Origin of the sequence: Enterococcus sp. FDAARGOS_553, from assembly GCF_003812305.1 — a bacterium.
GTDB classification, from domain to species: Bacteria; Bacillota; Bacilli; order Lactobacillales; family Enterococcaceae; genus Enterococcus_D; species Enterococcus_D gallinarum.
In genome coordinates this window covers 2,785,023-2,809,185 of record NZ_CP033740.1, presented here as the reverse complement: position 1 = coordinate 2,809,185, position 24,163 = coordinate 2,785,023, and the positions used below count along the sequence as shown (strand labels likewise).

Sequence of the window (24,163 nt, the reverse complement as noted above, 5' to 3'; positions counted from 1 at the left end):
TGAATACGTTAGTAACAGTGATATACTATTCTTACTATAATATTTTTTTGCAACTTTTTTGTTGTTCACTCGTCTATATAAGTAAGGAGGGGTAGTGTTGGAGGAGATTTATCAGATCTATTACGAGAAAATTCAGCACTACTTTCAAAAAAGAGTGGGGGATGAGTATCAAGCAGAGGATTTAACGCAAGATGTATTTGTTAAAGTTTTTTTGGCTTTGCCAAAGACAAAGCCAGATGACTTTGAGAGGTGGCTCTTTACGATTGCTAAGTTTACACTATATGATTTTTACCGTCGTAAGCGGTATCTTTTGGTAGCGGAAGAAGTCGATACTTTGATGCAGGAGATTCCTATCGAAGACCAAGATAGTCTTGAAAAAGAAGAAGCGCTCCGTCATGTGAATCAATTGCCTAACAAATTAAGGCATCCTTTGATATTGGCGATTCGCGGCTATAGCTATCAAGAAATAGCAGAAATATTAAATCTAACGTTAAGTACAGTGAAATCTCGTGTTTTTCAAGCGAGAAAACAAGTGAAAAGCAGGTGGTCACATGGATAAAAAACAGTACCAGCGATTACAAAAGTCAGTGGATCGTACAAAGAAAAGCATGGTACTCCAAATGATCTATAGCGTGTTGTTTTGGGGGATGGTAGTGCTTGTTTTATGCTACTTTTTACCATTAGCCTATTATCGTGCAACCGGAAATGACCGCGAGGATTATCAATCGATTCCTTCGGCGATGAATGCTCCATATTCGGAAGATGCGCTTAAGAATGATACGTTAGAGAAGTACCGCTACTATTGGTATGAGATGGGACAGCGAAACCTCCATTACGATCCTATCAATCGGCAATCTCTGCTTGCATTTTTGGGGAAAGAGGACGTTTATCCGGTCATTTCTCGTTTAGGAAATCAGAAGACGGTCGCGTACACAGTCGAAAATCGCTATATTTTTGATCAGGCAGTTCAGACAATTGTTTCCAGCGATACGCTGACCGCATTTGCTCCCTCTGCAACACTATATGAGCCAGGCAATGCGGTTTCGACCTATGACTCCTTTCTCGCCTATTTACGTTCACTCGGCGAGTACAAGCAGGCTGAAATTTCTATTACTTTAAAAAATCCTCAAATTCCTAGTGAGCTAAGGGAAAAACTGGCTGATTTGTCTGTTCAACATTATAGTATTGATTATCATTCAGGCAATATTTTTGGTTATTCAGATGAAATGGTTCGTCAGACAACAGGAAATGATTATGATCGGCAAGTAACAGAAAGCGTCACGCAAGGACTGGTTTTTTTGGAAAAATATTATCCGACTTTTGGGGATCTAGGCTGGGATAGTCCTGACAATCTCCATTTTACCAATGATCTTACCAATCAAATCAATTTCTATGATTTCGGCGACATTCTAAATTATGTCAAAGATAATGGTGTGAAAGTAAGTGCCGTTCATGTATCGGCCTCTTGCACTGAATTAGCTCGATGGTTAGCGGAGAATCGGTCGCTTGTCATGAGAGTCCAGCTGCAGCAGCTCTCAGATATCATGGTCCAAGATGTAATCACGGAAGGAGAATGAGTATTGTTGAAAAAAATTCCATTTAGCAAACTATTCCGTTGGTTTGCAAAAGGGTATTCATTGGTGTTTTTGTCTTGTTATGTTTTCAGTCGTTTCATTCTTTTTCGTTTCAGTTCTTTTAGGTTAAGCACAGGGAGTGATCAACTAACAACCAGAACCTATTCAAGTAATTTGATTGGCTTATTGTTTGAACCGACTATTTTATTGCTGATCATTGGCGGTTTGCTGTATCTTGCTTGGAAAGAAAAACACTGGATCAGAGAATTGATGTATCCAGTTGTTGTTTTGTTATTAATAGTCATTGGAACAATTCTTTATTGATCAAAGGAGGGTATGGGATGAGTTTTTTTAAGGAAATAAAGGAGCAGCGGCAGCAAAAGAAAGAAGCGAAGAAACAAGAATTGCGTAAAAAGAACGCTGAATTAAGGAAACAAGGAAAAGATCCGCTGAAAGGCTGGGGGCAAATGATGGATACTGGTGCTGGGGGATTCAACAAAGCCAATCCAATCGATACAAAAGTTTATTTTGGTGAAAAGCAGAAACGAATCGCTTTAGAAGCACAGTACAAAAAGCAGCAACGAGAAACTAAAATGTCAGATGAATAACAAAATCCGCAGAAAACGACCAAGTTTTCTGCGGATTTTGTTTAGATATTCAAGACTTTGTCTAAAAAGTCTTTGGTCCGTTCGTTTTTCGGACTAGTGAAAATTTGTTCTGGTGTGCCGTCTTCTAGGAAATTTCCGCCATCGATAAACATGACGCGATTGGCTACTTCTTTAGCAAAACCCATCTCATGGGTAACGATAACCATCGTCATGCCTTGTTTTGCCAATTTTTTCATAACATTCAAAACATCACCGACCATTTCAGGGTCCAACGCAGATGTAGGTTCATCAAACAGCATAACATCAGGATTCATAGCTAATGCACGGGCGATGGCTACCCGTTGTTTTTGACCACCAGATAGATTGTCTGGATACATGTCTTTTTTGTCAGCCAAACCCACTGTGTCCAGCAATTGAATGGCTTTTGATTCAGCTTCATTACGAGACATCTTTTTTAAATCCATCGGTGCTAAGATAATATTCTCTAGTACAGAGAGATGAGGAAACAGATTGAAATGTTGAAAAACCATGCCTATGTGTTGACGGACGGCATTGATATTGGTGTTTTTATCCATTAGATGAGCACCATCGATAATGATATCACCACTAGTAGGTTCTTCTAAACGGTTCAAGCAACGCAGGAAAGTAGATTTTCCTGAGCCAGAAGGACCGATAACACAAACGACTTCGCCTTCTTGGATCGAGACATTGATATCATTTAAAACAGTGTTATCCCCATATTTTTTTACAAGATTTTCGACTAAGATTTTTTCCTTCATTTATTTCACCTTCTTTTCTAAAACTTTAGCAAGTTTTGTTAAGGCTGTGATAACAATTAGATACATGACAGCAACGATTAGATAAACATAGGTACTTTGTGTGGTTCTTGCGACAATGATCTTACCAGTTTGCAGCAGCTCCACAACACCAATAACCGAAATGATTGTCGTATCTTTCAGCGAGATAACGAATTGATTGACGAAAGATGGGATCATGATCTTGATGGCTTGCGGCAAAATGATTTTTTGCATGGTTCGGGTATAGGTCAATCCCAAACTGCGGGAAGCTTCCATTTGGCCTACAGGAACAGCCTTGATCCCTCCGCGAACGATCTCTGCGATATACGCACTAGCGTTCAGTGTCAAAGTGATGACTCCTGCAGCAAAGTCGGGGATTGTAATCCCAATTGCATCCGAAAGGCCAAAGAAAATGAAGAAAGCTAACACCATCATTGGTATCCCGCGAATAATATCGACATAGATACCTGCGAAGATACGCAAAGCTCGGATTGGGGACACGCTGAAGAGTCCCAAGATGATCCCAATGATCAACGCTAAAGCAAAGGAGATCAATGCAAGCAGCAGGGTATTCCATAAACCTTTTAGCAAAACTTTGTAATTGTTTTTGATTAAACCAGCGACTGTTGATTCATCGGCTTTCTTTTCTGTAGCCGAACCGTCTTTGATATAACGGCCGACGATTTCATCGTATTCGCCAGTTCGTTTCATTTCTTTTAACGCTTCATTGAACATTTGGATCAATTCAGGATTTTGGCCTTTTTTGACGGCAAACCCATATTGTCCGCCCACTTCTTTCTCAATCGGCGTACTTAGTTTTTGTCCTTGACTGATGGCGTAGCCAATGACTGGGTAATCATCCATCATGGCGTCGATCTGACCGCCACTGACTGCAGCATAAAGTTGATCAGCTGCGTCATAATACTTAATGGTATAGCCGTATTTGTCTTCATTTTCAATCAAGAAGTCTGCACTCTCGGTACCAACTTTAGCACCAACTGTTTTTCCTTCTAAATCTTCATAAGACTTGATACTATCGTTTCCTTCTTTGACCGCAATTTGAATACCACTTTCAAAGTAGGAGTCTGAGAAGTCATACGCTTTTTTGCGTTCATCATTGATACTCATCCCAGCAATCATACCATCCGCTTGATTCCCATCTAACGCTTGTAGCGCTCCTGAGAAACCAATGAAATTAAACTCAATGTTGAATCCTTGCATTTCCGCCGCTCTAGTTAAGAGATCAACATCGATTCCGACATATTCATTGTCTTCATTTTGAAACTCGAAAGGTGCGAATGCAGAGTCACTTGAGATTCGATAGACGTCTTTTTTCGGTTCAACTTTAACCATTTCACTTGCTTCATCAGAAGTGCTTTCTGATGAAGCAATATAAGTAGCAATGATTTCGTCGTATTTATCACTGGATTTCAACTCTTTTAGACCAGCGTTGAATTTAGCCAGTAATTCAGAATTTTGGCCTTTTTTGACTGCGAACCCGTAAGATGCCCCTTTTTCAGGCTCACCCACAAGTTTCATAGCTTCACCATTACTAATCGCATAACCTAAGACTGGATAGTCATCAAAGATGGCCACAACTGTTCCATTGCGAACGGCACCATAAAGCCCGCTAGCATCATCATAGTTTTTGATAGAGTAGCCATATTTTTTTTGATTGGTTTCTAGAAAACGAGCACTCTCGGTACCAACTTTAGCGCCAACTGTTTTATCTTTCAAATCAGCGTAAGTTTTGATATCTTGGTTGTCTTTTGCGACAGCCATCTGAATCCCACTGTCGAAGTAAGGATCTGAAAAATCAAAGGTTTCTTTCCGTTCGTCTGTAATACTCATCCCAGCGATCATCCCATCAAGTTGATTGGATTGGACGCCCTGTAACGAGGAATCAAAGCCTAATGGGCGCAAATCAACAGCAAAGCCTTGATCTTCAGCAATAGCATTTAACAGATCAATGTCGATCCCTACATACTCATTTTTTTCGTTTTGAAATTCGAAAGGAGCAAATGTCAGGTCTGTTCCGATTTTATACGTTGTTTCTGCTGCACTGACTGGCTTGTTCGCAAAAGCGAAAAAGCAGAAAATCACTGAAAACAGTGCACAAAACATATATTTTCTTTTCAAGAAAATTCCCCCTTTTGATTTTAACGTATTTTTAGATTATAGGTATTTTTGTAAAAACACACAAGTCTTTCGGTCAATATTTGCAAAAAACAGCGCTATTTCTGACATTGGGTGTTAGAAAAACTGACATCTTAAGTAAAGTTAAACTAGCAGAATAAAAAGTACAAAAGATGGCGAAAGTATGTTCGCTATGGTATACTATTCTATGGAAAAGCGTCAGCTTTCTTTTTGTTTCACGGACGCTTCGCAAATATAAATACAGGGGGAATGAAGATGATCGAAAGAACGACTTCCCATGAATTTGAATTAATCTCAAAATATCAGCCGGCAGGAGATCAGCCAGAAGCCATCCATCAATTGGTCGATGGCGTCGTTGGGGGCAAGAAGGCGCAGATTTTGTTGGGGGCAACTGGAACAGGGAAAACCTATACTGTTTCAAACTTGATCAAAGAGGTCAATAAGCCAACACTGATTATCGCACACAACAAAACATTGGCGGGTCAATTATACGGTGAGTTCAAGGAATTCTTTCCTAATAATGCAGTAGAATATTTTGTCAGCTATTATGACTATTATCAACCAGAAGCATATGTACCTTCCAGTGATACTTACATTGAGAAAGATTCAAGTATCAATGATGAGATCGACAAGCTGCGGCACTCGGCGACCAGTTCATTACTGGAACGCAACGATGTGATCGTGGTTGCTTCAGTCTCTTGTATTTTTGGTTTGGGTTCACCAATCGAATATGCTAAGCAAGTGGTTTCTTTACGAGTAGGAATGGAAAAACCGCGGGATCAACTACTGAAAGAAATGATCGACATACAATTTGAACGCAATGATATCGATTTCCAACGGGGACGCTTTCGTGTTCGAGGAGATGTGGTAGAAATTTTTCCGGCATCGCGGGACGAGCGGGCATTACGCATCGAGTTTTTTGGCGATGAGATCGATCGAATTCGAGAAGTGGATGCGTTGACTGGGGAGATTTTAGGGGAAACAGAACACGTTTCTATTTTCCCAGCTACTCACTTTGTGACCAACGAAGACCATATGGAACATGCTATCGCTTCGATACAAAAAGAACTCGAAGATCGATTAGCTGTTCTTCGAAGTGAGAACAAATTATTGGAAGCACAACGTTTAGAGCAACGCACCAATTATGATATCGAAATGTTGCGGGAAATGGGCTACACATCCGGGATCGAAAACTATTCACGACACATGGATGGGCGCAAAGAAGGCGAACCACCTTACACGTTGCTGGACTTCTTTCCTGATGATTTCCTGATCGTGATTGACGAGTCTCACGTAACGATGCCCCAGATTCGTGGGATGTACAACGGCGACCGTGCCCGCAAACAAATGCTGGTGGATTATGGCTTTCGTTTACCGTCTGCGTTAGATAACCGGCCGTTACGTTTAGAAGAATTTGAAGAACATGTGAATCAGATCGTTTATGTCTCAGCAACGCCGGGACCTTACGAGCATGAACAAACGGATACCGTTATCCAACAGATCATTCGTCCAACAGGGTTATTGGATCCAGTAGTAGAGGTTCGCCCGATCATGGGGCAAATTGATGATCTTGTAGGAGAAATCAATGAGCGGGTAGAAAAAGATCAACGGGTCTTTGTTACCACATTGACGAAAAAAATGGCAGAGGATCTGACCGATTATTTTAAAGAGTTAGGAATCAAAGTCAAATATCTTCACAGTGACGTCAAGACACTTGAGCGGACAGAGATCATTCGCGATTTGCGGCTTGGTGAATTTGATGTATTAGTCGGGATCAATCTGCTTCGAGAAGGGATCGACGTTCCTGAAGTTTCTCTCGTAGCGATCTTAGATGCGGATAAAGAAGGATTCTTGCGTAGTGAGCGTTCTTTGGTCCAAACAATTGGTCGAGCTGCTCGGAATTCTGATGGTAAAGTGATCATGTATGCGGATAAAATGACTGACTCTATGCAGCGAGCGATTGATGAAACAAGTCGCCGCCGCAGTATCCAAGAGGCGTATAATAAAGAGCATGGCATCGAACCAAAAACGATCATTAAGGAAATTCGCGATTTGATCGCTATTACGAAAGTTGCGGAAGAGTCAGGCGATTATACAACCACTTCGTATGAAGACATGACTCGTGAAGAGAAAGCAACTCTCTTATTAAAACTGGAAAAAGAAATGAAAGATGCCGCAAAAGCATTAGACTTTGAAACTGCAGCTACTTTACGAGACACGATCTTGGAATTGAAAGCAGCTGAGTAAAAGGAGACAAGAGAATGGCAAATGATAAAATCGTAATCCATGGCGCTCGCGCACACAATTTAAAGAACATTGATGTGACGATTCCTAGAGATAAACTGGTTGTTGTGACCGGTTTGTCTGGTTCAGGAAAGAGCTCTTTGGCGTTTGATACCCTTTATGCAGAAGGACAGCGGCGGTATGTGGAAAGCTTGTCTGCATATGCACGACAATTTCTAGGACAAATGGATAAGCCAGATGTGGATAGTATCGATGGACTGAGTCCAGCGATCTCCATTGATCAGAAAACGACGAGTAAGAATCCTCGCTCAACGGTCGGTACGGTGACCGAGATCAATGACTATCTGCGTTTGCTGTACGCCCGTATTGGACACCCGATCTGCCCGAATGATCATATTGAGATCACTAGTCAATCAGTGGAACAAATGGTCGACGAAGTACTGGCATTGCCAGATCGGACAAAGATCCAGTTGTTGGCACCGATCGTTTATCAAAAGAAAGGCCAGCACAAAAAAGTTTTTGAAATGATTCAACGAGAAGGGTATGTGAGGATTCGAGTAGACGGTGAAATCTATGATGTTTCTGAAGCGCCTGAACTGGAAAAAAATAAAAAACACGACATCGCCATCGTGATTGACCGGATCGTTGTCAAAGAGGGCATTCGTTCGCGATTGTTTGATTCTTTTGAAGCCGCATTACGTTTGGCAGATGGCTACGCTGTAGTAGATGTGATTGGTCAAGAAGAGATGTTGTTTAGTGAACACTATTCCTGTCCTTATTGCGGATTCACAGTAGGCGAGTTAGAACCACGTTTGTTTTCTTTCAATGCACCTTTTGGGGCTTGTCCGGATTGTGATGGATTAGGGGTAAAATTAGAAGTTGATACTGATCTAGTGATTCCTGATACTAGCAAAACGTTGCGTGAAGGTGCAATCGTTCCTTGGAATCCCATTAGTTCACAATATTATCCACAAATGCTGGAACAAGCTTGCTTGGAATTCAATATTGACATGGACACGCCTTTTGAAGAATTGCCAGAAGAACACCAAGCAATTATTTTGAATGGTTCCAATGGCGAAATGTTCCATTTTCATTATGAAAATGATTTTGGCGGTGTACGGGACGTTGAAGTACCCTTTGAAGGAATTCTTCCTAATATCAAACGTCGCTATCATGAAACCAATAGTGATTTCACCCGGGAACAAATGCGTCTGTACATGACAGAATTGACCTGTAAAACCTGTCATGGCTACCGGCTAAACCCGCAAGCATTATCCGTCAAAGTGAATGGCAAGCATATTGGTGAACTTAGTGAGATGGCAATTAACAACGCCTTATCATTTGTCGAAAAATTAACGCTCTCTGAACAAGAAAAGATGATCGCAAAACCGATCGTCAAAGAAGTGGATGACCGGTTAAGCTTTTTGCGCAATGTGGGATTGGATTATTTGACTTTAAGTCGGGCTTCTGGCACTTTGTCCGGGGGCGAAGCTCAACGTATTCGCTTAGCGACACAAATTGGTTCCAATCTTTCTGGTGTGCTTTATATCTTGGATGAACCTTCGATCGGTCTTCATCAGAGAGACAATGACCGCTTATTGGATTCATTGCGTAAGATGAGAGATCTTGGCAATACATTGATTGTGGTCGAACATGATGAAGACACCATGCGTTCTGCTGATTATTTAATTGATGTGGGTCCGGGAGCTGGACATGCTGGCGGCGAGATCGTTGCAGCAGGGACCCCAGAGGAAGTTGCGGCTAATGAACATTCACTGACTGGACAATATCTTTCAGGAAAACGGGAGATTCCAACGCCGGCAGAACGTCGAGCAGGAAATGGACAGTCCATTCGCTTGACTGGCGCAGCTGAGAACAACTTGAAAAATGTCAGCGTTGATTTCCCTCTTGGAAAGTTTATTGCTGTGACTGGGGTATCTGGTTCGGGAAAATCAACATTAGTGAATGAAATTTTGAAAAAAGCTTTAGCACAAAAAATCAACCGCAATTCGAACAAACCGGGAAAATATAAGAAACTAACCGGATATGAAGCAATCGAAAAGCTAATCGACATTGACCAAAGTCCCATCGGGCGAACCCCTCGAAGTAATCCGGCAACTTATACAAGTGTTTTTGACGACATTCGTGATTTGTTTGCAAAAACCAATGAAGCCAAAGTCCGCGGTTATAAAAAAGGTCGCTTCAGCTTTAATGTCCGCGGCGGTCGCTGTGAGGCATGTAAAGGAGATGGGATCATCAAGATCGAGATGCATTTCTTGCCGGATGTCTATGTTCCTTGTGAGGTTTGCCACGGCAAACGATACAATTCAGAAACCCTCGAAGTGCATTACAAAGGGAAGAATATAGCAGAGATCCTTGAGATGACGGTCGAAGATGCTGTCGAATTCTTCAAACATATTCCTAAGATCCATCGAAAATTACAAACGATCGTTGATGTAGGTCTAGGGTATGTCACGATGGGGCAACCGGCAACCACTTTGTCAGGTGGGGAAGCACAGCGAATGAAACTTGCCAGTGAACTCCACAAAAATTCTCATGGAAAAAGCTTCTATATATTAGATGAACCTACAACTGGTTTGCATACGGATGATATTGCTCGTTTATTGAAAGTCTTGGAGCGTTTTGTTGATGCAGGGAATACAGTTCTAGTGATCGAGCATAATCTTGATGTGATCAAATCAGCAGATCATGTGATTGATTTAGGTCCAGAAGGCGGCGAGGGCGGAGGAACGATCCTTGCAACTGGTACACCTGAAGAGATAGCAGCAGTTCCTGAAAGCTATACCGGAAAATACCTCAAGAAAGTCTTATGAGAGAGGTAGGATAAAGGCGGAGATAAAGGGGATTTTAGCAAAATTTAATATTTACTGTAATAATTCTGCAAATTCTCAAATAACTCTTGTAATGCACCGTTTATTTGTTAAAATAGCAATAGGTAAATGTCTATTCGTAACAGAATAAACGACCTATAAGTTCTATCCGTTCAAAGAAGAGGAAGGCAATCAGAGGTACATACTTTGATTGCTTTTTTCTTTATGGTATTATAGGTCTGTTGTAACAAAGTAAATAGGTAAAAATCTAAATTTATATATGCAAAAGAGAGAGTGGTTTTATGAATCCGGAAAAATTCGTTCCTATTTTGTTAGGAAGCGATATGAATGTCTATGGTATGGCAAGAGCCTTTCACGAAGCATATGGCATCCAGTCAATTGCTTATGCTGGGACACAGCTTGCCCCCACCCGCTATAGCAAAATCGTCAAGGTCAATCAAGTAGCAGGATTTGATCATGATCCTGGTTTTTTAGATACATTGATTGATTTGGCAAAAACCACTTATAACGATCCCTCTATGACTTATTTGTTGATTCCTTGCGGGGATGGTTATGCTGAATTGTTAGCGAAACATAAAGCAGATTTAGCGTCATATTACACATTTATTGCGAATGATTATTCTTTGTTGAAACGATTGATCAATAAAGTGAGTTTCTATGAAGTGTGTGAAGAGTTTGGCTTACCTTATCCAAAAACTTTTATTTTGACACCAGATCTATTAGAGGATGGCCGCTTTACTCAAGAACTGCCATTTGAGTTTCCCGTGGCATTGAAACCGGCAAATAGTGTCGCTTGGTTATCTGTTGATTTCGAAGGACGGAAGAAAGCCTTTATTATTGAAGATCGTGCCGAGTTCGATAAGATTGTTGAGCGGATTTATCAAGCTGGCTATAATTACGAGATGATCGTGCAAGATTTTATTCCAGGGGATGACAGCAATATGCGTGTGCTGAATGCCTATGTTGACAAAGACCATAATGTACGAGTGATGGCATTGGGTCATCCACTTTTAGAAGATCCAACTCCTGGAGCAGTCGGCAATTACGTGGTTATTCTGCCGGATGAAAACCAACAAATCTATCAAATGATTTCGACGTTCTTAAAACAAATTCAATATGTTGGCTTTGCCAATTTTGATTTGAAATATGATAGCCGAGATGGGCAATACAAATTATTTGAAATCAATCTTCGTCAGGGGAGAAGTAGCTTTTTCATCACATTAAGTGGATTGAATCTTGCTAAATTTCTGACAGAAGACTTAGTATTTGATGTGCCTTTCCAAGAAACTGTTTATGGGAAAGCATATGCTCCAACAGCGAAGCTTTGGTTGGGTGTACCGAAAAACATCTTTTTGGATTATGCCAATGAAAATGAAGAAAAAGAACGGGCTAAAAAGCTGCTAGCCGAAAATCGCTGGGGGACTACCGTTTTTTATGACAAAGATCTCTCCATCAAACGTTGGATTCTACTAAAAAGAATGTTCTATCTTTACAACAAACGATTTAAACTGCATTTCCATTCGAAAGAAGGCTAGTCTATGGAAAACTTCTTTAGTATCTTAGGTGGAATGGGAACGATGGCGACTGAAAGTTTTGTACGAATCTTGAACCGTCGAACCGTTGCTCATAAAGACCAAGATTATTTGAACTATGTGTTATTCAATCATGCGACAGTGCCAGATCGCACTGCGTATATCTTGAACAACGATTTAGAAGATCCTGTTCCTTATTTGCTTGATGACATCGCTAAACAGAACTTATTACAGCCAAATTTTATTGTACTGACATGTAATACTGCGCATTATTTCTTTGATCAGTTGCAAGAAGCCACACCGATTCCGCTACTTCACATGCCGCGGGAAGCTGCTAAATCTTTGCAAAAAGAAGGTGTTACCGGGAAAGTGGCCTTTTTAGGAACAGAAGGTAGTATCAAGGCTGGGATTTATGAAGCCGAGTTACGTGCTTGTGGCTTTGATGTCTACTTGCCTGAGCCGCAATTACAACAAAAAGTAAATACATTGATTTATGATCGGATCAAAGAATCTGATACATTAGACCAAGATCTTTATTTTGAGATCTTAGAAGAAGTAACACATAAAATTGGTTGTGAGAAAGCTGTCCTAGGCTGTACCGAACTTTCATTGATGGAAGAATTCACGGAAAATAATCCTTATCCGGTAGTCGATGCGCAATCGATTTTAGTCGATCGAACAATTGAAAAAGCGTTAACTTATCGAAATTGAGCGAGGCATTGACATGGGAGTCAACTCTCATGTTGATGCTTTTTTTGTGCGGTAGTGTTTAAATGATACGCCCGGCATGATATACTGTTAATGAGTGAGGAAGGAGTTTTACGATGACAGAAGTAGATAATTTAGAACTAGTGATCATCACTGGTATGAGTGGAGCAGGAAAAACCGTTGCTATTCAAAGTTTTGAGGACATGGGCTATTTTTGTATTGACAACATGCCGCCGAGTTTAATTCCTAAATTCTGGGAATTGATCAAAGAGTCAGGGAAAGTGACCAAAATTGCATTGGTCGTTGATTTGCGTTCGCGTTCCTTTTTTGAAGAAATCCAAAGCATGCTGATCGATATCGAGAATACTCGATTCATCGATACAAAAATATTGTTCTTAGATGCTACAGACAATGAGTTGGTTTCTCGTTATAAAGAGACACGCAGAGCCCATCCCCTTGCGATGGACGGCTTAATAACGGAAGGGATCCGTAAAGAGCGTGCGATCTTGGAAGACTTGAAGACAAAAGCGAATATCGTGATCGACACGACAACTTTAACACCAAGACAGCTGCGAGAAAAGATCAATCAAGAATTTCGTTCTTCCCATGAACATGGATTTCGGGTGGAAGTTGTTTCCTTTGGCTTCAAATACGGATTGCCTATCGATGCGGATATCGTGATGGACGTGCGATTCTTACCAAACCCACATTATATACCCGAATTGCGTCCGCTAACGGGAAAAGATGAAACCGTATATGACTATGTCATGTCTTTTCCAGAAACTGAAGAGTTTTATCAGCAATTTGAGACATTGCTTGAAACTATAATGCCTGGGTATATCAAAGAAGGAAAAAGCAGTTTGACGGTCGCAATTGGTTGTACGGGCGGACAACATCGTTCGGTCGCTTTATCTGAACGGATCAGCGCTGCTTTAGCAAAAAATTACAAAGTCAATGTGACCCATCGTGACAAAGATAAGCGCAAAGAGACGGTGAATCGATCATGAAAATGAAAACCTATCGAATCCGTAAACCTAAGATCGTTGTCATTGGGGGCGGAACTGGCCTGCCGGTCATTTTAAAAAGTTTGCGGAATCAAGGTGTTGATATCACAGCAATTGTGACGGTCGCAGATGATGGTGGCAGCAGTGGTGAGATCCGCAACCTAGTTTCGTCTATTTCGCCTCCAGGTGATTTGCGCAATGTGCTGGCTGCTTTGTCAGATATGCCGCAACTCTATAATGATATTTTTCAGTATCGGTTCAAGAAAGAAGACAAATTTCTTGCAAACCATGCCTTAGGTAATTTGATCATTGCCGCCATTGCGGAAATGCGCAACAGTACCTATGAAGCGATCCAGATACTTTCAAAAATCATGCACATTGATGGCCATGTCTATCCCTCTTCTGACCAACCTTTAATTTTGCACGCTGTTTTTAAAGACGGGACAGAAGCAGTGGGAGAATCCAAAATTGCCTTGGATCGTAAAACCATCGATCACGTGTTTGTGCGGAATCAAGATGACGAAAATGAACCCAAAGCTGCACGTAAAGTTGTGACGTCGATATTAGAAGCTGATATGATCGTATTAGGACCGGGTAGCTTGTTTACGAGTATCTTGCCGAATTTGATGATCAGTGAGATCGGACAGGCGTTGCTAGAAACGGCAGCGGAGACTGTTTACATCTGCAATATCATGACGCAAAAAGGGGAAACAGAACACTTTACTGATGCAGATCATGTTCGAGTTTTGCATCAACATTTAGGGAAGTCTTTTATTGATACCGTGTTAGTCAATACAGAGAAGGTCCCAGAAGGCTATATGGATCCAGAAATCTACGATGAATACCTTGTCCAAGTGAAACATGACTTCCAAGGACTGCGGAATGAAAGTTGTCGCGTGGTTTCAGCGGATTTCTTAGAGTTACGTGATGGCGGTGTCTTTCATGACGGTGATAAAGTGATCGATGAATTACTGCGGATCGTCTACGGTGCCAAAATCTAGAAAGGAGGCGACGCTATGTCCTTTGCAGCAGAAGTCAAAAAGGAACTGACATCACTAGAAGTACATCGGGAACATGCAAAAGCAGAATTAGCTGCTTTGATACGAATGAATGGATCGTTAAGTATTAACAACCAGCAGTTCGTTCTCAATGTGCAAACAGAAAATGCTGCCATTGCTCGGCGGATTTATTCCTTATTGAAAGATCACTACAATGTCCGAAGTGAGCTGTTGGTTCGTAGAAAAATGAAGTTGAAAAAGAACAATGTTTACATCGTTCGCTTAAAACAAGAGACCAAACGTGTATTGCTAGATTTAGATATTATGGATGGATTGATGTTTCATAGTCATGTATCGGATGAAATTATGGGGAATGCCCAAAAAATGCGTTCCTATTTACGGGGGGCATTTATGGCATCAGGTTCAGTCAACAATCCAGAGACCAGCCGCTATCATTTGGAAATCTATTCGATCTATGAAGAGCACAATCAAGATATCTGCGATATGTTGAACTATTATGGATTGAATGCGCGAGCCCTTGAACGACGAAATGGCTTTATTTCTTATTTAAAGGGCGCAGAAAAAATTGCCGATTTTCTCACATTGATCGGCGCGACCAATTCGATGCTCAAGTTTGAAGATGTTCGGATTGTCCGCGACATGCGCAATTCAGTCAATCGTTTGGTGAATTGTGAAACAGCAAATATGAACAAGACCATCGATGCAGCTTCCAAACAGATTGACAATATTGAATTTATTCAACAACGGGTGGGGCTGGGAGCTCTTCCAGAGAAGCTGCAGGAAATTGCAGAATTGCGATTGGAACATCCTGAAGTCAGCTTGAAGGAGTTGGGAGAGATGATTCCTTCTGGAGCGATCTCCAAATCAGGCATCAACCATCGAATCCGTAAAATCAATGAATTTGCGGATCGTTTGCGAGATAAAGTCAGTTAAACTAACCTGTGCCACAGGTCATAACAAGACAACAGTTGAAGGGATAGAATGAAGCTAAAACGGCTAAGTATCAAGTAGTTTTGGCTTCGTTGGACCGCACGTGCGAGTCGATTATCCTTCAAGAGTGGGTTGCTGTTAGAACTGTGGCACAGGTTTTATTCATTGATCAATTGTGTCAACTCATCCGCTGAGATTGATTCATCGAAAATGTGACTGCCTACGATAACGGTCGGCACAAATTGAATATTTGCTTTTCGGGCTTCTTCCACGATTTCACCAGCATACGTGGAATGGTTATGTTCGGTTAATCCTAGCTGGTTTTGCGCAAATTCTGCAACCTCCTCTAAAGTTAAATGTCCCCATTGATCTTGTGTTTGATAGATTTTAGTAATATCTGCGATCGTTTGAGCAGGATTATCCGTTGCTACAAACCGATGCATCACATTTCCCCGTTGAAGAGACTCTTTTTCTTTATCGAATAATTTGATCACTCGTTGAACTTTTCCCGCAGCAACAGCTTCGGTTAGGATCGGCAATGACTCTTCAAACCATTTGCGGCAATAAGGACAACGAAGATTCATGAATTCAATGATTGGCTTAGCATTTTCATCACCAATCTTGATTCCAGTAGTCGTATTTGTTTCTTTAGCTTTGATAATTGAAATATCCATGTTTCATCCTCCTTTTTTTTAAGTTTAACAGAATTTCAACTAGAAAGAAAAGGAGAAACAACCAAATGAAATTTGTGAAAAAATCTTAGATTAGATAGAAACTGTATCGTTTGCTCTTTCACTAAATCGCTGCTATTTTGATTTGCAGTATTTATTCAAGTAGATTTTTCAGCTATAATGGATTGTGTGAGAATGCTCAAAATGGAAGATAAAGGAAGTTAGAGAGATGCGCAAGAAAAAAACAATGGACGGAAATACAGCGGCAGCCTACATTTCTTATGCTTTTACAGAATTAGCCGCAATCTATCCTATTACCCCTAGTTCAACAATGGCGGAATTGGTAGATCAATGGTCCGCCAGCGGAAAGAAAAATATTTTTGGACAACCAGTGAAAGTGGTTGAAATGCAGTCAGAAGCCGGAGCAGCTGGTGTAGTACATGGTTCATTAAAGACTGGGGCTTTAACGACGACTTATACAGCTTCGCAAGGATTGCTGTTGATGATTCCAAATATGTACAAAATCGCGGGAGAACGTTTGCCTGGCGTATTTCACGTTGCCAGCCGAGCAGTCACTACGAATGCATTGAATATTTTTGGTGACCATACAGACGTGATGGCGGCTCGCCAAACAGGCTTTGCGATGTTGGCGGAAAGCAGTGTTCAAGAAGTTATGGATCTTGCACCTGTGGCTCATTTAGCGGCGATTGAAAGTGGGATTCCCTTTCTGAATTTCTTTGATGGTTTTCGAACCAGCCATGAAATCCAGAAGATTGATGTACTTGAATACAGTGAATTGGCTCAATTGATTGATCAAGAAAAATTAGCAGCTTTTCGCGAAAAGGCAATGAATCCAAACCATCCAACGGTTAGCGGAACGAATCAAAACCCCGATATTCATTTTCAACAGCGAGAAACGGTCAATGCCCATTACGATGCGTTACCGGCAACAATTCGCAAATACATGAAAGCCATTAATGATTTGCGCGGAACCAACTATGATTTGGTCGATTATTATGGCTGTGCTGATGCAGAAGAAGTAATTGTAACAATGGGTTCTTCGGCTCAGACTGTACAACAGACGGTGGATCATTTGCTCAAACAAGGAAGAAAAGTCGGGGTCTTGACAATTCATTTGTATCGACCATTTCCATTGGAAGTCTTTTTGGAAAAACTTCCATCAACGGTCAAAGCAATTGCCGTTTTAGACCGTAGCAAGGAGCCGGGAGCAAACGGTGAGTCTCTGCTTTTAGATGTCCAAAGTGCCCTTTATGATGCAGCGATCCGGCCAGCTGTCATTGGTGGTCGCTATGGATTGGGTTCAAAAGATATAACGCCAGATCAAATCGTTGCTGTATACGAAGAACTGACGAAAACAAAAAGTGAGCAAAAAAGACGGTTTACGATTGGGATCATGGATGATGTTACCCATCTCTCGTTGAACACGGAAGCTACTTTGGACTTGACCAATCCCAATACATTTCAGGCGAAATTTTGGGGATTTGGCTCCGATGGAACCGTGGGTGCCAATAAATCAGCGATCAAAATTATTGGCGATCACACAGATAAGTATGTTCAAGGTTATTTTTATTATGATTCCAAAAAATCAGGAGGATTAACAGTCTCCCATTTGCGTTTCGGAGACACACCGATCCGCTCGACTTATTTGATCGAGCATGCTGACTTTGTCGCATGCCATACCCCTGCGTATCTGCATACATATGATTTGCTGAAGGGGCTAAAAAAAGGCGGTACCTTCCTACTAAATACCACCTGGAATGAGCAACAAATTGCAACTAGTCTTCCTAAACACATCAAGCGTTACATTGCAGAAAATGACATCCGTTTTTATACCATCAATGCCATGCAATTAGCAATGGAGACTGGGCTCGGCAGACGCATCAACACGGCAATGGAAACTGCCTTTTTCTATTTGTCTGATATTATGCCTTTCGACGAGGTTCTGCCGATTTTAAAAGCGGAGGTATTAAAGAATTACGGACATAAGTCCATGGAAATTGTCGAAAAAAACTATTTAGCGATTGATCGGACCCTTGAATTGCTTTACGAGATTCAAGTGCCAGCTGAATGGGCCTTCATTGATGTGCCTGAACGGAAATCAACTGCAACATCCCGTTATGTTCGGGAGATCGTTGAGCCAATCAATCGACAGGAAGGCAATCAATTATCAGTGGGGACGCTCGTTCGGAATCAAATGACGGAAGGAGCGATGCCTCTAGGGACCACTGCAGTGGAAAAACGAGGGATTGCTTTAGAAGTGCCAGAATGGTTATCCGACCGTTGTACGATGTGCAATGAATGTGCATTTGTTTGTCCGCATGCAGCGATTCGACCTTTCTTAGTGGATGAAGATGAACTGACAGAGGCACCAGAAGGGTTTATTGTTCGAGAAATGCGAGGAAAAGATGGTCAGAAGTATCGAATCCAAGTTTCAATTGAAGATTGTACTGGCTGCGGGCTTTGTGTTGAAGCGTGTCCCGCAAAGGACAAAGCTTTGGTCATGAGCTCTTATGAAAGCCAAAAAGAGCAAGCAATGAATTGGGCCTTTGCTATGACACTACGTCAGAAAGAGAATCCGGCAAAACCGGGTACCGTAATGGGCACCCAATTCAATAAACCGCTTCTAGAATTTTCAGGAGCCTGTGCAGGATGTGGCGAAACTCCGTATGTCAAACTGTTGACTCAAATGTTCGGAGACCGCATGATGATCGCAAATGCCACCGGCTGCTCATCGATTTGGGGCGGCGCTGCTCCGGTGTCTCCTTATACGACCAACGACCAAGGGCAAGGACCGGCATGGTCCAATTCACTATTTGAAGACAATGCCGAATTTGGTTATGGGATGTTTCTAGCAAATCAAACACGAAGAGAAGCCTTAGCAGCAAAAATGCAGGCAGCCTTAATCACTGTTCCGATAGATCTACAAGGGATTATGCAAGACTGGATCGATCATCGGGAAGAAAGTGCAGGAAGCCAACAGAGGGCGGCAAAATTACAGGCTGCTTTACAACAAGAAATTCATCAACAGCCAAGTTTGCAAGCGATTCTTGACGACAGCGACTTGTTTGTAAAGCCAAGTCAATGGATGATTGGTGGCGATGGTTGGGCTTACGATATCGGATTTGGCGGAATCGATCATGTCTTGGCCTCAGGCGCGGATGTAAATATTCTAGTTTTAGATAATGAAGTCTATTCAAATACTGGCGGGCAAGTCTCTAAAGCAACCCCAACTTCAGCGATTGCTAAGTTTGCAGCTAGTGGGAAATATGTGTCGAAAAAAGATTTAGGGATGATGGCTATGACATATGGTCATGTATACGTGGCGCAAATTGCTTCCGGAGCCAATCAAATGCAGACGATCAAAGCTTTCGAAGAAGCGGAGAAATTCCCTGGACCATCTCTGATCATTGCTTATACACCATGTATCACCCATGGATTAGCAGGTGGCATGAGACAATCCATCAAAGAAGCAAAAGAAGCAGTGGCTTCCGGTTATTGGTCTCTATACCGTTACAACCCATTAATGACTGAAAAAGGTAAGCCAGCAATGACACTAGACTATAAAAAACCTGATTTTTCGTTGATGCCAACGTTTATGAAAACACAGGTTCGTTTTTCAGCCTTAGGTGCAGCTAACCCAAGTGCTGCAAGTGCATTATTCACAAAAACAGTCTTGGATGCCAAAAACCGTTTCTATAATTATGCGCGTCTTGCTGGGCAAGAAGAAAAGATTCGAGCAAAATTAGAAAAAGAGCCATTGTCTGAAGCAGAACCTCAATCGGTGGAAAAACAAGGAGAATCTGTTAGAACTAAACAGCGTAGATCAGTCTCTGATCCTGAAGTCGAAGCAGTTCGCGCGGCAAGAAGAGCTGCCAGAGCGGAGCGGAGAAAAAAATCAGAATAGGCAAGTGTCACAGCTCTAGCCAGTATCTGGCAGAGCTGTTTTTTTTAAGCTCCATTACGTAAAGATCAACCGTGTTATCCAATAATCGAGAGTCCAGAAAAAAGTGAGATTTTTTTTGAAAAAATGAGATAAATTTGCTTTTTTTCAACGTGTTAAAAGAAGTCCTATGTTATACTATTATTTGAAGTCTTAAGAATAAAGGAAGGCTGTTTATGTCGATGAATTTCAGTGATTTTTTTAATTTTGATTATTGGAGAGAAGTTTTCTCGTTTAATATATTTTCTATTTCGTTTTTAATCAATGTTTTGGATGTTTTAGTTGTCTGGTATGTGGTCTACAAATTGATTCAGTTAGTCAGAGGGACCAAGGCGATCCAGCTATTCAAAGGGGTCGGGCTGTTTATCGTCTTACGTTTTTTAGCGGGTTTGATTGGTTTGAGAACTCTCTCATGGCTGATGGATCAAGTAATCACCTATGGGGTGATCGCTGCTATTGTCATTTTTCAACCGGAGATTCGGCGAGGTTTGGAACATTTAGGTCGGAGTTCGCTATTCAAGACCTCTAAGTCTGAAAAGCACGAAGACGAAGTGATGGTCCAATCTTTAGATAAAGCGATCCAGTATATGGCGAAACGCAAAATAGGTGCCTTGATTACAATTGAGCGAACTACCGGTTTGGAAGAGTATGTCGAAACTGGGATTGCCTTGGATGCCGATATTACCGGAGAACTATTGATCAATATTTTTATTCCCAACACACCTTTGCACGACGGAGCAGTCATTATACGAGACGGCAAAATTGCGGTTTCGAGTGCGTATCTGCCCCTTTCAGAAAGCTTGTTGATTCCTAAAGAATTCGGGACTAGGCATCGGGCGGCAGTGGGGGTGTCAGAAGTCAGTGATGCTTTGACGATCGTTGTGTCTGAAGAAACTGGGGATGTCAGTATCACTATGAACAACCAATTGTTATCTGGGTTATCTCGAGAACAATACTTGGATATTTTGAATCGAGAGCTTGTGCCTGAAGAAAAAACAGCAAAACGTAATCTACTGCAATCTTTCCTTGACGGTGTGAACAAAGGGGGAAGAAAATGATTAAGAAAGAACGCCAACGAAATATTTTTTATGGTATACTAGCGCTGTTCTTTAGTTTGGTGTTGTTTTTTATTGCTAGTGGTTCCACACTGCAAGTCAATCTATCCGGCTCTACTAGTGGTTATGAAGAACATCTTAGCAATGTTCCCATCCAAACGACGTATGATACAGATAGCTATTTTATCCAAGGGTATGAAACCACCGTGAATGTCACCTTGAAAAGTCGAAATCGTATCCAGTTGAATGCAGAAAAAAATGATGAGACACGAAACTTTCGCGTGATGGCGGATCTCTCTGAATTAGGGGAAGGAACGCATGAAGTTCCTTTAGAAGTTCAGAATTTGAGTTCGGGTGTAACAGCTGAAATCGAGCCGAAGACCATCACAGTGACTATTGAAAAGAAAGTAACAAAAACATTTACTGTTGAACCAGTCATATCGGGCGCAGATATAAAGGAAGGGTATTCTATCGCTTCTCTAGAGGCAGATCCTCAGAAAGTAGCGATCACTACGGGTGATCGCACCTTAAATGATATCGATCGTGTGGTGGCTGTCATTGATCCTAATGAGATCGGAACGTCCTCTTCAACAGTCAAAGGAACGATACAAGCGTGGGATACCGCTAAAAATGCATTAGCAATTTTGCCAGATCCCGAAACAGTTAACGTAACGGTAACATTAGAAGCCCCGACAAAACAAGTGGAATTATTCGTCACCCAGCAAGGAACAGTTCCTAACGGCATCTCCCATTTTATCTATAGAATGAGTGCAATCAGCGGAACGATTTCTGGTAGCCAGTCTATTTTAGATACATTAGATCAAATTGGCGTACCAATCGATATTTCAAGAATCACCTCAACTGTTGAGCGAACTGTTGAAGTGCCAGTGCCAGATGGTGTGACGATTGATCCTAAAGTAGTGACGATCCAAGTGACACCTGTTTTCCAATCAACGGAAACGAATGGTCAAACTGGCAACGAGTCATCTGCCGAATCTCGATCAGATGAAACTAGTGAATCATCTACTAGTGAAGAAAACCGTGATTCAGAAAGCGAAACAACTGTTACAACTTCAGATGAGAGTAAAGAATAAGAGAGGGTAATACATTATGGGAAAATATTTTGGTACAGATGGTGTTCGTGGAGAAGCAAATAAGGAACTTACACCAGAATTAGCATTTAAACTTGGCCGCTATGGCGGATATGTGTTGAGTCAACATGAAACAGACGATCGTCGACCTCGCGTCTTAGTTGGGCGAGACACACGAATCTCTGGTCAGTTATTAGAAAATGCACTGATCGCTGGTTTGCTATCTGTGGGAATCGAAGTGTTTCAACTAGGCGTCATCTCAACGCCGGGTGTGGCTTATCTGACACGGGTCCAAAAAGCTAGTGCTGGAGTAATGATCTCAGCATCACATAATCCAGCACAAGACAACGGAATTAAATTCTTCGGTAATGATGGCTTCAAATTGGTGGACGAACAAGAAGCGGAGATCGAAGCTTTATTAGATGCTGCAGAAGATACGTTACCACGGCCGTCAGCTGAAGGTTTAGGAACCGTTGATGAATTTCCAGAAGGTCTTTTGAAGTATTCCCAATTTCTCCGTCAAACGATCCCGGGTGATCTAGAGGGCATCACCGTCTGTGTAGATGCAGCCAATGGGGCGACTGCTACAAGTGTCAATCGGTTGTTTGCAGACTTAGAAACTGATTTTTATACCATGGGAACTTCGCCGAATGGTTTGAACATCAATGATGGTGTTGGTTCCACTCATCCTGAGAAATTAGCAGAGTTCGTTGTCGAAAAAGGGGCCGATGTTGGACTAGCCTTTGATGGAGACGGTGATCGGGTGATCGCTATTGATGAACAAGGTAATATTGTTGACGGCGATAAGATCATGTACATTTGTGCAAAATACTTAGCTGAACAAAAACGTTTGAAACAAGATACCATCGTTACAACTGTGATGAGCAATTTAGGTTTTCATAAAGCTGTTGAAGCCATTGGTTTGAAAGATGTGATTACTCAAGTGGGTGATCGCTACGTTGTAGAAGAAATGCGCAAAAATGACTACAACTTTGGCGGGGAACAGTCCGGACACATGATCTTCTTAGACTTCAATACGACAGGGGATGGAATGCTGTCTGGTATCCAGTTATTGAATATCATGAAGCAGACTGGAAAAAAACTTTCTGAGCTGGCAGGGGAAGTTACGATCTATCCGCAAAAATTAGTTAATATTCGTGTGATAGATAAAAATGGCGCGATGGATGTACCGGCAATCCGAAAAATCGTCGAAGAAACAGAAGCAGAAATGAATGGGGAAGGTAGAATCTTAGTACGCCCTTCTGGAACAGAGCCACTATTGCGCGTGATGGCTGAGGCACCAACAACAGAAAAAGTAGATTATTATGTCGATAAAATCGCAGCTGTCGTACGGGAAGAAATCGGTGCGGAATAAATGAGATCAAAAACCAACGAAAGTCGTTTTCGTTGGTTTTTTTATCTTGTGAAAATATAATGATAATCCAAATAATGATTTTCATGTGGTATACTCACTGTATAAAGCGCGAGAAACCGATTGGTTGAATGGATCTAAACGTTAGGCAGACGTGTAGAGAGGATGAATGTGTGATGGGGAATACAACAGGATGGTTAGTCTTGGGTTTGTTTTTTATTACAGGTATCCTATTTTTAAGCAGACATGGATGGCAATTGATTGCTGGATACAATATGGCTTCTGAAGAAAAAAAGGCACAGTATGATTTAGATTGTTTGTATGTAGCGAAAGGCATCGGTATGTTGGTTCTGAGTGCTTTCATCCTGCTTTCATTACTTTTTAGTGATCACTGGTCATTAATGGGGAATATTTTATTCGTTGCAACTAGTTTACTGACGATAGTAGGGATAATCATCATAAATGGCACGTGGTGTGTAAAAAAATGATACATTTCTCCTATGTTAATCAACAGAGGTGCACTGAATCTGGGATGAATGCTGCTTGCTGTTTTGTGCATTACTTAAAAGACTTTAAAAAAATTGAGGG

General features: G+C 41.5%; 19 protein-coding genes. 16 read left to right on the top strand and 3 right to left on the bottom strand.

Annotated features, from left to right (window positions below; all coding sequences use genetic code 11):
- Positions 1-94: 94 nt before the first annotated feature.
- The 4 genes from EGX73_RS13905 to EGX73_RS13890 are packed head-to-tail and all read left to right on the top strand — an operon-like array spanning position 95 to position 2,182.
- A complete protein-coding gene (locus tag EGX73_RS13905; protein ID WP_003126405.1) occupies positions 95-559 on the top strand; it encodes an RNA polymerase sigma factor in 465 nt (154 codons plus the stop codon).
- Positions 552-1,577, top strand: coding sequence for a hypothetical protein (locus tag EGX73_RS13900; protein WP_003126406.1), 1,026 nt, complete (start codon positions 552-554; stop codon positions 1,575-1,577). The genes EGX73_RS13905 and EGX73_RS13900 overlap by 8 nt, the downstream gene beginning before the upstream one ends.
- Before the next feature lie 3 nt (positions 1,578-1,580).
- On the top strand, positions 1,581-1,898 hold the full coding sequence (locus tag EGX73_RS13895) for a hypothetical protein (RefSeq protein WP_003126407.1): 318 nt from the start codon (positions 1,581-1,583) through the stop codon (positions 1,896-1,898).
- 17 nt (positions 1,899-1,915) lie between these two features.
- On the top strand, positions 1,916-2,182 hold the full coding sequence (locus EGX73_RS13890; RefSeq protein ID WP_003126408.1) for a hypothetical protein: 267 nt from the start codon (positions 1,916-1,918) through the stop codon (positions 2,180-2,182).
- Between the two features lie 41 nt (positions 2,183-2,223).
- Here the strand turns inward: EGX73_RS13890 and EGX73_RS13885 are convergent, their stop codons facing one another.
- Both EGX73_RS13885 and EGX73_RS13880 read right to left on the bottom strand, forming a co-directional pair.
- Positions 2,224-2,961, bottom strand: coding sequence for an amino acid ABC transporter ATP-binding protein (locus tag EGX73_RS13885; RefSeq protein ID WP_003126409.1), 738 nt, complete (start codon positions 2,959-2,961; stop codon positions 2,224-2,226).
- Complete coding sequence (locus tag EGX73_RS13880; protein WP_123867017.1) at positions 2,962-5,118, bottom strand: amino acid ABC transporter substrate-binding protein/permease; 2,157 nt, start codon at positions 5,116-5,118, stop codon at positions 2,962-2,964. It lies immediately after the preceding gene.
- Between the two features lie 273 nt (positions 5,119-5,391).
- Between EGX73_RS13880 and uvrB the strand changes: the two genes are divergently transcribed.
- The 7 genes from uvrB (at position 5,392) to whiA (ending at position 15,428) form a co-directional block, all read left to right on the top strand.
- Complete coding sequence (gene uvrB / locus EGX73_RS13875; protein ID WP_005471338.1) at positions 5,392-7,383, top strand: excinuclease ABC subunit UvrB; 1,992 nt, start codon at positions 5,392-5,394, stop codon at positions 7,381-7,383.
- 14 nt (positions 7,384-7,397) lie between these two features.
- A complete protein-coding gene (uvrA, locus tag EGX73_RS13870; protein WP_003126412.1) occupies positions 7,398-10,214 on the top strand; it encodes an excinuclease ABC subunit UvrA in 2,817 nt (938 codons plus the stop codon).
- Between the two features lie 299 nt (positions 10,215-10,513).
- Positions 10,514-11,767 (top strand): carboxylate--amine ligase, encoded by a 1,254-nt coding sequence (locus EGX73_RS13865; RefSeq protein ID WP_117474667.1) that lies wholly within the window; start codon positions 10,514-10,516, stop codon positions 11,765-11,767.
- A 3-nt stretch (positions 11,768-11,770) separates the two neighbouring features.
- On the top strand, positions 11,771-12,475 hold the full coding sequence (locus EGX73_RS13860) for an amino acid racemase (RefSeq protein WP_021149805.1): 705 nt from the start codon (positions 11,771-11,773) through the stop codon (positions 12,473-12,475).
- Positions 12,476-12,588: 113 nt separating this feature from the next.
- On the top strand, positions 12,589-13,479 hold the full coding sequence (rapZ, locus tag EGX73_RS13855; protein WP_003126416.1) for an RNase adapter RapZ: 891 nt from the start codon (positions 12,589-12,591) through the stop codon (positions 13,477-13,479).
- Complete coding sequence (yvcK, locus tag EGX73_RS13850) at positions 13,476-14,477, top strand: YvcK family protein (RefSeq protein ID WP_005471344.1); 1,002 nt, start codon at positions 13,476-13,478, stop codon at positions 14,475-14,477. Before rapZ ends, yvcK begins: the two co-directional genes overlap by 4 nt.
- 15 nt (positions 14,478-14,492) lie before the next feature.
- Positions 14,493-15,428 carry a DNA-binding protein WhiA gene (gene whiA, locus EGX73_RS13845; protein ID WP_003126418.1) on the top strand — a complete coding sequence of 312 codons (936 nt, stop codon included), beginning with the start codon at positions 14,493-14,495 and terminating at the stop codon, positions 15,426-15,428.
- 155 nt (positions 15,429-15,583) lie between these two features.
- Here whiA and EGX73_RS13840 read toward each other — a convergent pair whose 3' ends face one another.
- Positions 15,584-16,099: a DsbA family protein gene (locus tag EGX73_RS13840; RefSeq protein WP_003126419.1), complete on the bottom strand. Its 516-nt coding sequence runs from the start codon at positions 16,097-16,099 to the stop codon at positions 15,584-15,586.
- 226 nt (positions 16,100-16,325) lie between these two features.
- On the opposite strand from EGX73_RS13840, the gene nifJ reads away from it, so the two are divergent.
- The 5 genes from nifJ to EGX73_RS13815 all read left to right on the top strand — a co-directional run bounded on the left by nifJ (position 16,326) and on the right by EGX73_RS13815 (position 24,063).
- Positions 16,326-20,021: a pyruvate:ferredoxin (flavodoxin) oxidoreductase gene (gene nifJ, locus EGX73_RS13835; RefSeq protein WP_123867016.1), complete on the top strand. Its 3,696-nt coding sequence runs from the start codon at positions 16,326-16,328 to the stop codon at positions 20,019-20,021.
- Positions 20,022-20,233: 212 nt separating this feature from the next.
- The gene (gene cdaA, locus EGX73_RS13830; RefSeq protein WP_005471347.1) at positions 20,234-21,115 is read left to right on the top strand and encodes a diadenylate cyclase CdaA; all 882 of its coding nucleotides are present in this window, start codon (positions 20,234-20,236) and stop codon (positions 21,113-21,115) included.
- On the top strand, positions 21,112-22,206 hold the full coding sequence (locus EGX73_RS13825) for a YbbR-like domain-containing protein (protein ID WP_003126422.1): 1,095 nt from the start codon (positions 21,112-21,114) through the stop codon (positions 22,204-22,206). Before cdaA ends, EGX73_RS13825 begins: the two co-directional genes overlap by 4 nt.
- A gap of 16 nt (positions 22,207-22,222) precedes the next feature.
- Positions 22,223-23,578, top strand: a complete 1,356-nt coding sequence (gene glmM / locus EGX73_RS13820) for a phosphoglucosamine mutase (RefSeq protein ID WP_021149797.1) — start codon at positions 22,223-22,225, stop codon at positions 23,576-23,578.
- A gap of 173 nt (positions 23,579-23,751) precedes the next feature.
- A complete protein-coding gene (locus EGX73_RS13815) occupies positions 23,752-24,063 on the top strand; it encodes a DUF3784 domain-containing protein (protein ID WP_041120212.1) in 312 nt (103 codons plus the stop codon).
- The last annotated feature ends 100 nt before the right edge of the window (positions 24,064-24,163 follow it).